This is a genomic window from Streptomyces lucensis JCM 4490 (assembly GCF_014650035.1).
GTDB lineage: Bacteria > Actinomycetota > Actinomycetes > Streptomycetales > Streptomycetaceae > Streptomyces > Streptomyces lucensis.
In genome coordinates this window covers 91,626-104,072 of sequence record NZ_BMUE01000019.1, presented here as the reverse complement: position 1 = coordinate 104,072, position 12,447 = coordinate 91,626, and the positions used below count along the sequence as shown (strand labels likewise).

Annotated in this window: 10 protein-coding genes; 8 read left to right on the top strand and 2 right to left on the bottom strand. The window is 69.8% G+C overall.

Annotation, left to right across the window (positions count from 1 at the left end):
- The first annotated feature begins 358 nt into the window (after positions 1-358).
- The 4 genes from rpsL to tuf all read left to right on the top strand — a co-directional run bounded on the left by rpsL (position 359) and on the right by tuf (position 4,719).
- Positions 359-730 carry a 30S ribosomal protein S12 gene (gene rpsL / locus IE177_RS30945; RefSeq protein WP_003948652.1) on the top strand — a complete coding sequence of 124 codons (372 nt, stop codon included), beginning with the start codon at positions 359-361 and terminating at the stop codon, positions 728-730.
- A 2-nt stretch (positions 731-732) separates the two neighbouring features.
- Complete coding sequence (gene rpsG, locus IE177_RS30940; protein ID WP_003992340.1) at positions 733-1,203, top strand: 30S ribosomal protein S7; 471 nt, start codon at positions 733-735, stop codon at positions 1,201-1,203.
- Positions 1,204-1,242: 39 nt separating this feature from the next.
- Complete coding sequence (gene fusA, locus IE177_RS30935) at positions 1,243-3,369, top strand: elongation factor G (RefSeq protein ID WP_190018767.1); 2,127 nt, start codon at positions 1,243-1,245, stop codon at positions 3,367-3,369.
- A 156-nt stretch (positions 3,370-3,525) separates the two neighbouring features.
- Positions 3,526-4,719 (top strand): elongation factor Tu, encoded by a 1,194-nt coding sequence (tuf, locus tag IE177_RS30930; protein ID WP_190018766.1) that lies wholly within the window; start codon positions 3,526-3,528, stop codon positions 4,717-4,719.
- A 252-nt stretch (positions 4,720-4,971) separates the two neighbouring features.
- On the opposite strand, the gene IE177_RS30925 is transcribed toward tuf, so the two are convergent.
- Complete coding sequence (locus tag IE177_RS30925; RefSeq protein ID WP_190018765.1) at positions 4,972-6,354, bottom strand: alpha-lytic protease prodomain-containing protein; 1,383 nt, start codon at positions 6,352-6,354, stop codon at positions 4,972-4,974.
- Between the two features lie 118 nt (positions 6,355-6,472).
- Complete coding sequence (locus IE177_RS30920) at positions 6,473-7,429, bottom strand: LysR family transcriptional regulator (protein ID WP_190018764.1); 957 nt, start codon at positions 7,427-7,429, stop codon at positions 6,473-6,475.
- A 136-nt stretch (positions 7,430-7,565) separates the two neighbouring features.
- Here IE177_RS30920 and IE177_RS30915 point away from each other — a divergent pair, with 136 nt between their 5' ends.
- From IE177_RS30915 to IE177_RS30900, 4 genes are all read left to right on the top strand, one after another.
- Positions 7,566-8,531: an AraC family transcriptional regulator gene (locus tag IE177_RS30915; protein WP_190018763.1), complete on the top strand. Its 966-nt coding sequence runs from the start codon at positions 7,566-7,568 to the stop codon at positions 8,529-8,531.
- Between the two features lie 38 nt (positions 8,532-8,569).
- Positions 8,570-9,403: a dioxygenase family protein gene (locus tag IE177_RS30910; RefSeq protein WP_190018762.1), complete on the top strand. Its 834-nt coding sequence runs from the start codon at positions 8,570-8,572 to the stop codon at positions 9,401-9,403.
- A 117-nt stretch (positions 9,404-9,520) separates the two neighbouring features.
- Positions 9,521-9,895, top strand: coding sequence for a hypothetical protein (locus tag IE177_RS30905; RefSeq protein WP_190018761.1), 375 nt, complete (start codon positions 9,521-9,523; stop codon positions 9,893-9,895).
- A gap of 18 nt (positions 9,896-9,913) precedes the next feature.
- On the top strand, positions 9,914-11,944 hold the full coding sequence (locus tag IE177_RS30900; protein ID WP_190018760.1) for a hypothetical protein: 2,031 nt from the start codon (positions 9,914-9,916) through the stop codon (positions 11,942-11,944).
- Positions 11,945-12,447 lie beyond the last annotated feature (503 nt).

Below are 12,447 nucleotides of genomic sequence, written 5' to 3'. Positions count from 1 at the left end.
CGCGGGGCGCGGCGGCAGGGCCTGTCAGGGGCCGTCAGGGCCGCACGTGGGAGCCCGGAACCGTGGATTCGAAGATCACGTAGGGTAACGGGGCTTGACAAGCTCCGCACGCGGGGGCGGCCGGGTCCCATTTGTTTTGACCGCAGCGAATGAGGTAGGTACGCTCAGACCTTGTGCCTGGGGTGTGCCCTGGCTCTCGTGCGTGCCTTCGACCGCACAGCGAGCCGTCATCGGCCACCGCAATCCGCGCCCTTTCCGCTTCGCGGCGGGAATCCGCGGGATTCGACACACCCGACCGCGTGGGTCGGAGAAGTTCCAGGTTAGCTGTACCTATCGGCACACAGAAACCGGAGAAGTAGTGCCTACGATCCAGCAGCTGGTCCGCAAGGGCCGGCAGGACAAGGTCGAGAAGAACAAGACGCCCGCACTCGAGGGTTCCCCTCAGCGTCGTGGCGTCTGCACGCGTGTGTTCACGACCACCCCGAAGAAGCCGAACTCGGCCCTGCGTAAGGTCGCGCGTGTGCGTCTGACCAGCGGCATCGAGGTCACGGCCTACATTCCGGGTGAGGGACACAACCTGCAGGAGCACTCCATCGTGCTCGTGCGCGGCGGCCGTGTGAAGGACCTGCCGGGTGTTCGCTACAAGATCATCCGTGGCTCCCTCGACACCCAGGGTGTCAAGAACCGCAAGCAGGCCCGTTCCCGCTACGGCGCCAAGAAGGAGAAGTAAGAATGCCTCGTAAGGGCCCCGCCCCGAAGCGCCCGGTCATCATCGACCCGGTCTACGGTTCTCCTCTGGTCACGTCGCTCATCAACAAGGTGCTGCTGAACGGCAAGCGCTCCACCGCCGAGCGCATCGTCTACGGCGCCATGGAGGGTCTGCGTGAGAAGACGGGCAACGACCCGATCATCACGCTGAAGCGCGCGCTGGAGAACATCAAGCCGACCCTCGAGGTCAAGTCCCGCCGTGTCGGTGGTGCGACGTACCAGGTTCCGATCGAGGTCAAGCCCGGTCGTGCCAACACGCTCGCGCTGCGCTGGCTCGTCGGTTACTCCCGCGCCCGTCGCGAGAAGACCATGACCGAGCGTCTGCTCAACGAGCTTCTCGACGCCTCCAACGGCCTCGGTGCCGCTGTGAAGAAGCGCGAGGACACCCACAAGATGGCCGAGTCCAACAAGGCCTTCGCGCACTACCGCTGGTAGTCGCTACCCACATCGAGACCGAGAGAAGACTGAAGCCTTATGGCTACCACTTCACTTGACCTGGCCAAGGTGCGCAACATCGGCATCATGGCCCACATCGACGCGGGCAAGACGACCACCACTGAGCGGATCCTGTTCTACACCGGCGTCTCGTACAAGATCGGTGAGGTCCACGACGGCGCCGCCACCATGGACTGGATGGAGCAGGAGCAGGAGCGTGGCATCACGATCACCTCTGCTGCCACCACCTGTCACTGGCCGCTGGAGAACGTCGACCACACGATCAACATCATCGACACCCCGGGTCACGTCGACTTCACCGTCGAGGTGGAGCGCTCCCTGCGTGTGCTCGACGGTGCCGTGACGGTGTTCGACGGTGTCGCCGGCGTTGAGCCGCAGTCCGAGACCGTGTGGCGTCAGGCGGACCGCTACGGCGTGCCGCGCATCTGCTTCGTCAACAAGCTCGACCGGACCGGTGCCGAGTTCCACCGCTGCGTCGACATGATCAGCGACCGCCTGGGCGCGCAGCCGATCGTCATGCAGCTCCCGATCGGCGCCGAGGCCGACTTCAAGGGCGTCGTCGACCTCGTGACGATGAAGGCCCTGGTCTGGTCCGCCGAGGCCACCAAGGGCGAGATGTACGACGTCGTCGACATCCCGGACACGCACACCGAGGCTGCCGAGGAGTACCGCGGCAAGCTGCTCGAGGCCGTGGCCGAGAACGACGAGGAGATCATGGAGCTGTACCTGGAGGGCGAGGAGCCTTCCGTGGAGCAGCTGTACGCCGCGATCCGTCGTATCACCATCGCGTCCGGCAAGGGCACCGGCACCACGGTGACCCCGGTGTTCTGCGGCACCGCGTTCAAGAACAAGGGCGTCCAGCCCCTGCTCGACGCGGTCGTGCGCTACCTGCCGTCGCCGGTCGACATCGAGGCCATCGAGGGCCACGACGTCAAGGACCCCGAGGTCGTCGTCAAGCGCAAGCCGTCCGACGAGGAGCCCCTCTCGGCGCTGGCGTTCAAGATCATGAGCGACCCGCACCTCGGCAAGCTCACCTTCGTCCGGGTCTACTCGGGCCGCCTGGAGTCCGGCACCTCGGTGCTGAACTCCGTCAAGGGCAAGAAGGAGCGCATCGGCAAGATCTACCGCATGCACGCCAACAAGCGTGAGGAGATCGAGTCGGTGGGCGCCGGCGACATCGTCGCCGTCATGGGCCTGAAGCAGACCACCACCGGTGAGACGCTGTCCGACGACAAGAACCCGGTCATCCTGGAGTCCATGGACTTCCCGGCCCCGGTCATCCAGGTCGCCATCGAGCCCAAGTCGAAGGGCGACCAGGAGAAGCTCGGCGTCGCGATCCAGCGCCTGGCCGAGGAGGACCCGTCGTTCCAGGTCCACTCGGACGAGGAGACCGGCCAGACCATCATCGGTGGTATGGGCGAGCTGCACCTCGAGGTGCTGGTCGACCGTATGCGCCGTGAGTTCAAGGTCGAGGCCAACGTCGGCAAGCCGCAGGTGGCGTACCGCGAGACGATCCGCAAGGCCGTCGAGCGCGTCGACTACACCCACAAGAAGCAGACCGGTGGTACCGGTCAGTTCGCGAAGGTGCAGATCGGCATCGAGCCGCTCGAGGGTGGCGACACCTCGTACGAGTTCGTGAACAAGGTGACCGGTGGCCGTATCCCGAAGGAGTACATCCCTTCGGTCGACGCCGGTGCGCAGGAGGCCATGCAGTTCGGCATCCTCGCCGGTTACGAGATGACCGGCGTGCGCGTCATCCTCCACGACGGCGCCTACCACGAGGTCGACTCCTCCGAGCTGGCCTTCAAGATCGCCGGCTCGCAGGCCTTCAAGGAGGCCGCGCGCAAGGCTTCGCCCGTGCTCCTCGAGCCGATGATGGCCGTCGAGGTCACCACGCCCGAGGACTACATGGGTGAGGTCATCGGCGACATCAACTCCCGCCGTGGCCAGATCCAGGCCATGGAGGAGCGGGCTGGTGCCCGCGTCGTGAAGGGCCTCGTGCCCCTGTCGGAGATGTTCGGCTACGTCGGCGACCTCCGCAGCAAGACGTCGGGTCGCGCAAGCTACTCGATGCAGTTCGACTCCTACGCCGAGGTTCCGCGGAACGTCGCCGAGGAGATCATCGCGAAGGCCAAGGGCGAGTAACGCACAGCGTTCACACGCCGTAGGCTTGACTCCGGAGCCTCAAGGGGCAAACGTCCGCAATCGTGAGCGTTTGCCCCGGGTTCCGGGCCTTTACAGCAAAGATCACCTGGCGCCGATGAAGTAAGGCGTACAGAACCACTCCACAGGAGGACCCCAGTGGCGAAGGCGAAGTTCGAGCGGACTAAGCCGCACGTCAACATCGGCACCATCGGTCACATCGACCACGGTAAGACGACCCTCACGGCCGCCATTACCAAGGTGCTGCACGACGCGTACCCGGACCTGAACGAGGCCACCCCGTTCGACAACATCGACAAGGCGCCCGAGGAGCGCCAGCGCGGTATCACCATCTCCATCGCGCACGTCGAGTACCAGACCGAGGCGCGTCACTACGCCCACGTCGACTGCCCGGGTCACGCGGACTACATCAAGAACATGATCACCGGTGCCGCGCAGATGGACGGCGCGATCCTGGTGGTCGCCGCCACCGACGGCCCGATGCCGCAGACCAAGGAGCACGTGCTCCTGGCCCGCCAGGTCGGCGTTCCGTACATCGTCGTCGCCCTGAACAAGGCCGACATGGTGGACGACGAGGAGATCCTGGAGCTCGTCGAGCTCGAGGTCCGTGAGCTCCTCACCGAGTACGAGTTCCCCGGCGACGACGTTCCGGTCGTCAAGGTCTCCGCGCTCAAGGCCCTCGAGGGCGAGTCGGAGTGGGTGGAGTCCGTCCTCAACCTGATGAAGGCCGTCGACGAGTCGATCCCGCAGCCGGAGCGCGACGTCGACAAGCCGTTCCTCATGCCGATCGAGGACGTCTTCACGATCACCGGTCGTGGCACCGTCGTCACCGGTCGTATCGAGCGCGGTATCCTCAAGGTCAACGAGACCGTGGACATCATCGGTATCAAGACCGAGAAGACCACCACCACGGTCACGGGCATCGAGATGTTCCGCAAGCTGCTCGACGAGGGCCAGGCCGGTGAGAACGTCGGTCTGCTCCTCCGCGGCATCAAGCGCGAGGACGTCGAGCGCGGCCAGGTCATCATCAAGCCGGGCTCGGTCACCCCGCACACCGAGTTCGAGGCCCAGGCCTACATCCTGTCCAAGGACGAGGGTGGCCGCCACACGCCGTTCTTCAACAACTACCGCCCGCAGTTCTACTTCCGTACGACGGACGTGACCGGCGTGGTGACCCTCCCCGAGGGCACCGAGATGGTCATGCCGGGTGACAACACCGAGATGACGGTGTCGCTCATCCAGCCCGTCGCCATGGAGGAGGGCCTGAAGTTCGCCATCCGTGAGGGTGGCCGCACCGTGGGCGCCGGCCAGGTCACCAAGATCGTCAAGTAGGTTCCGCTTGCTTGAGGGTCATCAGCTGACCTAGAGGAGGCCCGTACGACTTCGGTCGTACGGGCCTCTTCGCTTTTCCCGGAGACGTCACGGGCGGCGCGGGCCGCCGCACCGCGGCCGCCGCACCCTGGGCGCAGCAGCGGGCGGGCCCGGGTGCGCACAGTGGTCGCACCCGGGCCCGCCCTTCCCCCCTTCCACCCCGGTGACCGATGGTCCGCCTAAGGGTGGTCCGGTCGCCCGGTCGTCAGCGGTTCACAGCCGCTGCCACAGGGCCGGCACGTTCGGCGGTTCCCAGCCCGGCTGGGCCTGGTGGCCCTGGAGACAGCGGTAGCCGGCACCGCCGTAGGTCACCGTGTCGCCCGCCTGGTAGACCGTGCCCGCCGACCAGGTGCCGCCCGGATTGCCGGGGTCGCCGGGGTCTCCCGGGTCACCGGGGCCGCTCGTGGCCGTCTTCAGGGTGAGGCCGTACGCCTGGAGGATCGGGTTGATCGGCTGGAAGAACGTCGTGCCTCCGCCGGTGCAGTCGCCCGAGCCGCCCGAGGTGACCCCCTGCGCCTGGCTGCCGGAGATGAAGGAGCCGCCCGAGTCGCCGGGCTCTGCGCACACCGAGGTGCGGGTGACGCCGCTGACCGTGCCCTCCTGGTAGGCCACGCTCGTGTTCAGCTGCTGCACGGTGCCGCAGTGCCAGCCCGTGGTCGAGCCCGAGCGGCACACCGACGCGCCCACCGTGGCCTGCGTGGACCCGGCGACCTGGGCGCTCGCGCCGTTGACGTTCGGGGTCGCCGTCCAGTTGGCGTTGGTGGCCACCCACGACATGTCGTTGCCGGGGAACACCGACGCCTGGAAGGTGCCCTGCGCCACCCGGTTGGACCCGGTGGTGGTGCTGCCCGCCCGGCCGCAGTGACCGGCCGAGGCGAAGCCCTGCTGGGTGCCCCGCGTCACCGGGAACCCGATCGAGCACCGGCTGCTGTTGTCGATGTAGTACGCGTCGCCGCCCCGCAGGTCGTACAGCGGCCGGGGGCGCTCGGCCGACTTCACGGTGCGCACGAGGGCGCCGTCGACGCCGGCCGCCGCCAGCAGGGGCGGTACGGCCGCGGGGCGTATCGCCTGCACCACGAGGGTGTTGGTGCGCACGTCGACGTACCAGACCGGCGTGTCGGTGGCGGCGCGGTGGGCCGCGGCGCGGTCCAGCCGGGCCTTGGCCGCGTCCAGCGAGGCCAGGGAGTGGCGGACGACCACCGCCCGGGCGCCGCGCGCCCGGATCGCGGCGGTGTCGCGCGCGTCGGTCGTCGCCACGGTCAGCGTGCCCGACTCGGCGCCCCGCACCCAGGCGCCGGCGAAGCGCGGGCCCAGGGCCGCGCGCAGCCGGCCCGCGGTGGCACCCGCCTCGGCCTCGTTCGCCAGCCGCTGCCGCGCCTGTCGCTCGTTCAGGCCGAGGTCCCGCCGCATTGCGCGCAGCAGGCCGGCCGGGGCGTCGGCGGTGCGCAGGGTCTGCGCCGCGGTGGGGGCGGCCGGTGCGGTGGACGGGCCCGGCGGGCGGGTGTCCGCGCTCGCGGAGCCGCTGAGCCCGGCCGCGAACAGGACACCCGCCGCCGCCACTGCGGCGCCGGCGGCTCGGGCAGGTCTGTGGAGCATGGGGCATCTCCTCGGTTTCGGTGGGGTGCCGAAACCGTAGGGAAAGCCGATCGGCCCGCATAAGGCTCAGCCGGCCCCCTGCCCCGGCGTTATGGAACGCGCTTGCCCCACCGGCGGGTCAGGGCGCCGCGGGTTCGTCGTGCGCGGCGAGCCAGTGCGCGTAGCTGTCGCTGCGCGCCGCCGCGCCGGCGTGTGCGCCGCGCGCCTCGGCCAGCACGGTCGCCGCGGTGTCCGGCGCCTGTGCCGCCGGGTGCCAGCCCAGCACGTGCCGCCAGACCAGGGGGGTGCCGGCGAGCGGCCGGGTGGCGACGCCGGGCGTCGAAGGGAAGGTGGCCCGGCACAGACCCACCGCCCGGCCCACCTGCACCAGATGCACGCAGGACGCGGTGTCCGTCTCGTACATCCGGCGCGGGGCGAACCCGGCCCGTGCGCAGGCCGCGGTGAAGCAGTCCGCGAAGCAGCCGTCACCCGGTACGCAGGCCCAGTCCTCGCCGGCCAGCGCGGCCAGGGGGACCTCGGCGGACGCGGCCAGCGGATGGCGGTCGGGCAGCATCACGAACACCGGATCCACCGCGAACTCCCTCCACACCAGCTGCGCGGCGTCGGGCGGGGCGGCGGAGCCGCAGGTACCGGCCAGCGCGAAGTCCAGCCGGCCCTCGGCCAGCAGCCCGGCCAGCTCCCGCTCGGACCAGGAGGCGCGGGTGGTCACCGTGGCGCCGGGCACGGCGTCGGCCAGCCGGTCCACCAGCGCGCCCAGCAGGGGGCCGTGCGTGCCGCCGAGCCGCAGGCGTTCCGGCTCGTGCGGGGTCCGGGCGAACCGGTGTGCCTCCCGCTGCAGCTCGTTCACCGCCGGCAGCACGATGCGGGTGCGCTCCAGCACCAGCTCGCCCAGCGCGGTGGCCCGCACGCCGTGCCGTCCCCGCTCGAACAGCGGCCCGCCCAGCGCCTTCTCGATCCGCTTGAGCTGGGCGCTCAACGCCGGCTGCGCCAGCCCGAGCCGCGTCGCGGCCCTCGTGAGGCTGCCCGCCTCGGCGATCGTCCGGATGGCCCTCAGATGCCGCAACTCCAGCTCCATGGAAGGAGCTTGCGACGCGGGGGAGGAGCGGGACAAGGGGTTGGTACGGACCGATGGCGGTCCCTGTCGCGGCACGTACGGCTGTGGCATCGTGACACCTCCTCACCGAATGGTCTGGACCTGATCTGGGGGGTCGATGCGGAACACCACCGTCCTACCGGGAACGCCCTGCCCCACCCCGCGCGCCGGGGAGCCGCCCCTGCACCGGCTGGAGGTGGCCGGCCCGGGCGCGGTGCCGTTCGTCGCGGGATCCTTCGAGGAGGTGGGCCCCCTATCCCGGACGAACCACCCGCACCGCCACACGTTCTACGAGATCGTCCACGTCACGGCCGGCTCGGGCACCCACGTCGTCGATCTGGCCCGGTGGCCGGTGCGCCCCCCGCACCTGACCGTGATCCTGCCCGGGCAGATCCACCACTGGCAGGACGACCGCGGACTGGACGGCACGCTGGCCCTCTTCACCGAGGACTTCCTGGTCGGCCACCCCGACGACCGCCGGCTGCTGCGGCGGCTCGGCAGGGCGTGCTGGTTCGCCCTGGACGCCGAGGCCGACGCCCGGACCGCCCGGCTGATGGCCGACCTGGTGACCGAGCGACGGGAGCGGGCGCCGGGGTACGAGAGCGTGCTGCGCGCGCTGCTGCACGTCCTGGTCGTCCAGGCGGCGCGACTGCCGGTCGCCGCCGGTGGTGGCGCGGGGGATAGGAGGGGCGTGGCGGACGACGCGGGGGACCCGTCGGAGGGGAGCGGCCCGCTGGCCGAGGCGTTCGCCCGGCTCGTGGCCCGGCCGGAGGCGCCGGCCTGGACGGTGCGGGAGTGCGCCGGACGGCTCGGGGTGACCCCCGGCCACCTCACCCAGGCCGTGCGCGCGGCCACCGGCCGCAGCCCGGGCCGGCTGCTGATCGAGGCCCGCGTGTACCAGGCCCAGCGGCTGCTCGCCCACACCGACCTGCCGGTACGGCAGGTCGCCGCCCGGGTCGGATGCGCCGACCCCGCCTACTTCTGCCGCTTCTTCCGGCGGGAGACCGGCACCAGCCCCGGCGACTTCCGAAAGCACCACAGCCGCCGTCACCAGTCCATCGAAGCACCGGAGACACGCGCCTAGGTTCGTTGCCGATCCGACGGCCCCCACAAGGAGCAGGCATGGACAGCGAGACGCACTCCCCGCATCCCGAGCACCCTCGGCACGTGACCCGCAAGACCGTGCTGCGCGCGGCGGTGGCGGCCACCGCCGCGTTCCCCGTCGCCCTCATCGGCGGGCCGGCCCTCGCCCGGACCCTCGGCACCACCGGAGCGGCGGTGCCGCTCACCCCGTCCTGCGACGACGGCGACGACCCCACGCCGGACCAGATCGAGGGCCCGTACTTCAAGCCGAACTCGCCGCAGCGCACCAGCCTGCTGGAGCCCGGTCTGCCCGGCACCCGCCTCACCGTGACCGGCTACGTCTTCGGCCGCGCCTGCCTCCCCGTCGCCGGCGCCCTGCTGGACTTCTGGCAGGCCGACACCGACGGCACCTACGACAACACCGGGTTCCGGCTGCGTGGGCACCAGTACACCGACTCGCGCGGCTCCTTCGCGCTGACCACGATCGTCCCGGGCCTCTACCCCGGCCGCACCCGGCACATCCACGTCAAGGTGCAGGCCCCGGGCCGCCCCGTCCTGACGACGCAGCTGTACTTCCCGAACGAACCGCGCAACAACACCGACACGATCTTCGACCCACGGCTGCTGATGACCGTGCGGGACGGCGACGGCGGCCGCGAGGCGGCCTTCGACTTCGTGCTGGACGTCCCGCAGGACCCCGGCCCGGGCGGCCCCGGCACCCCGTCGCCCGGCACCACCTGGGCCGCGGGCACCGCCTACAAGGCCGGTGACCGGGTGACGTACGGGGGCCGTGCCTACGTCTGCCTCCAGGCCCACACGGCCCAGCCCGGCTGGGAGCCCCCGTCGGTCCCGGCGCTGTGGCGGGCCGGCTGAGGGACGGCGCCACGCCGGGCGACGTCAACGCGGCGGCCGCGAAACACCCCGTGACGAAGATCGGCGTCCACCGGTTGAAGAGGCGGTGGTGGACGGCGATACGGCGAGGGGCGAGCGGTGGACGGTCCGGCAGGAGCTCACGGCGCACACGGTCACGGCGCGGGGAGACTCGCGTCCACCCCCGCCGAGAAGCGGGCGGCGGCCAGGGCGCTGCACGACCACATCGAGCCGGACACCCGCAGGGCCGGCGAGTGGGCGGACGACGAGACGGGGAAGGCGGTGAAGGCGTTCGGCGCCCGCGACGGACACGGCTGGCTCACCGCCACCGCACTGCGCAAGGCCCACGGCACCTGGGGCGACCAGGTCAGGAACCTGATGGACCGGCTGGGTGCGGAGAAGGACGCGCTGCACCGGACGAACACGGTCCTCACCAGCTCCGACCTGGCCGTCGGGTCGGAGCTGCGGCGCACGTCCGCGCTCGACCGGTACTGACGGGGGAGCGGCCGGGACATGCCGACGTACCACGAGATCATGAGCACCGACCTCGGCGCCCTCACCAGCGCGGCCGAGCGCTGGGAGGGCATGGCCGCGGAGTTCGGGAAGCAGGAGAAGGCCTACCGTCGCGACGTACACGGCATCTCGACGGGCGCCACCTGGAGTGGCATGAGCGCGGAGGCGGCGCACGGCCGCTTCGGCGTCACGCTCACGGAGTTCCAGTACGCGCAGACGGAGGCGAAGGCGATCGCCGCCCTGCTCCGGGACGCGCACACCCAGTTCACGGGACTGAAGGGCAGGCTGACGACGGCACGCAAGGAGGCCGTCGCGGCCGGGATGCGGGTGTCGGACCGGGGCCTGGTGAGCGCGGACCCCGCGCACGCGAAGGAGCGGGACGAGGCGACCGTACGGTCCTGGCAGGACCGCATCGACGCGGCGGTACGGGCCGTGACGGACGCGGACACGGGAGTCGAGACCGCTCTGAAGGCAGCGGTGGTCGACTCCGGTCCGCTGGTCGGCGGCCGGGGCTTCAACGGGCGGGCGATGGGGGACGTCGAGAAGTACGAGGCGCTGGCCGCCGAGGACGCGCTGCGCAGACTGAGCCGGGGCGAGCACCTGTCGCGCCGTGAACTGGCGGAACTGGAGCGGACGTTCCGCGACAACTCCCACGACGAGGCGTTCTCCCGCACCCTGCTGGACGACCTGGGCGCGGCGGGCACGATCACCCTGACGAACGAACTGAACGATCTGATCCACGTGAAGGGCGGACCGGGCACGGGGACGTACTCGACGATCGAGTCGGGCCTGGCGGACACGCTGGCGACGGCGACGCGGGACACGGACTCGGCCTGGTACAGGCACTGGCGCACCTCGATGCGGCACGCCGGCACCGCCCACTACGCCACGGACGCGCAGGGCGAACGCCTGGACAAGGCGGTGGGCTACCAGTCCCTCGTCACGCTGATGGGCAAGGGCCACGGCTACTCCCCGGCGATGCTGGAGAACCTGACCGACGACATGATCGCGGCGGAGCGGCGGGACCCGGGCATCTGGCGGCTCAAGGGCGAGTACAGCGGCAGGCACGGGGGCTGGTTCGCCAACGACCCGGTGGACGGCGCGCTGGGCATCATGAGCCGCGACCCCCACACGGCGGCGGACTACCTCGACTCCGACGCGCGCATGAGGTACCTGGTCAAGGACAGGGACTGGAACGTCGTCCTGCACGAGCACGAGGGCCTCAAGACCAGCACGTACGCGGCCGGCCTCGACAAGGACGACCGCGCGGGCTTCGGCAGGGCCCTCCAGGCGGCGACCACGGGAATCGACCCGTCCGACAGGCACGCGCACTATGTCGCCCACTCCCAGCAGAACGAGGCGGTCCTCAGGTCGGCGATGAGCCACCTGTCCGAGAGCGGCGACAAGTTCCCCCCTTCACTGCGACAGCCGATGGCTTCGATCCTGGTGAACCACGGGGGGACCGTGCATGCGTCGATGAGCGAGATCGACATCTCGAAGTCCCCGCTGAAGCAGGACGAGCTTTTCGAGGTCGCGAAGCAGGTGTCCAAGGACAAGGACGCCTACGGGACGCTCAACGGCGGCCTCAACCAGGCGATGGTCTCCGCCATCCATTCGGATCACTCCCATTCAGCGGAGTCCCTGACCCGCGCAGGCCGAACCGTCGGATTCCTGGAGGAGGCCCGAAATCAGGCGGCGGGAGCCCCCAAGGGTGCACAGTTCGAGAGCAAGCCGCTGTTCGACAAGGCCATCAGCTACATCCCGGTCGCCGGCGACGATGTGCAAGCCGGCTTCGACTACGTGACAGCGCGGTGGCTCGCGGACGAGCAGAAGCGAATCGATGACCAGCGGGCGGACGACAACATCGAGGATTATTCCAAGAGGAACGGACAGTTGATGGCCCTATCGGCTGAGTGGGGGAAGGGCCATCGGGTGGTGACTCCGTACTTCGACCCGAAGGAAGAGATCACTCAATCTGCTCGGTTTGGAGCGACTCATGCATCCGGGATGTCCGGCGAGCAGCCTAAATGAAGTCATTCCTTCGAGCGGGCCTCATCGGCCTGACGGTGCTGTCACTGGCTGTGTGCGAGGTGTCCTGCGGCAGGCCTGTCGATCGAAAGATTCCAAAGGTCATCTGCGGAACGCGCATCCATCCCGGCCTTACGCGTCGGCTCGTGACATCTCCCGACGGCCTGCACGAGTTCACCCGGATTGATCGCACTGAGGCAATCACTGCACCCTGTGTTCTCATTTCGGGACGAGATCCAGTGCTTGAATTCCGCTTCTCATGGGACGACCGTGCAACCGACCTCATGTACTTGGCGACGGGTACCGGAACAGTCTCAAACGTGACAGCCCCACGCTATGTAAGGGACGCTCCCGACAAGACGCTCGTGGGCACAGATGGTGCCCTCTCTCAGACCCGTTGCAAAACCAAGGGTGGAAACTACTTCACCCTCACCCTCCAGCTCCCCCAGGTGAGGCCCGGAGACCAGTCGCATCGGCGTGACATCGAGGCGTTCATGCGGGCCTAC

Excerpts from the sequence above, each read along its gene's own strand:
- rpsG (WP_003992340.1), top strand. The coding sequence starts at position 733 with ATGCCTCGTAAGGGCCCCGCCCCGAAGCGCCCGGTCATCATCGACCCG.
- fusA (WP_190018767.1), top strand. The coding sequence starts at position 1,243 with ATGGCTACCACTTCACTTGACCTGGCCAAGGTGCGCAACATCGGCATC.
- IE177_RS30925 (WP_190018765.1), bottom strand. The coding sequence starts at position 6,354 with ATGCTCCACAGACCTGCCCGAGCCGCCGGCGCCGCAGTGGCGGCGGCG.
- IE177_RS30920 (WP_190018764.1), bottom strand. The coding sequence starts at position 7,429 with ATGGAGCTGGAGTTGCGGCATCTGAGGGCCATCCGGACGATCGCCGAG.
- IE177_RS30915 (WP_190018763.1), top strand. The coding sequence starts at position 7,566 with ATGCGGAACACCACCGTCCTACCGGGAACGCCCTGCCCCACCCCGCGC.
- IE177_RS30910 (WP_190018762.1), top strand. The coding sequence starts at position 8,570 with ATGGACAGCGAGACGCACTCCCCGCATCCCGAGCACCCTCGGCACGTG.
- IE177_RS30900 (WP_190018760.1), top strand. The coding sequence starts at position 9,914 with ATGCCGACGTACCACGAGATCATGAGCACCGACCTCGGCGCCCTCACC.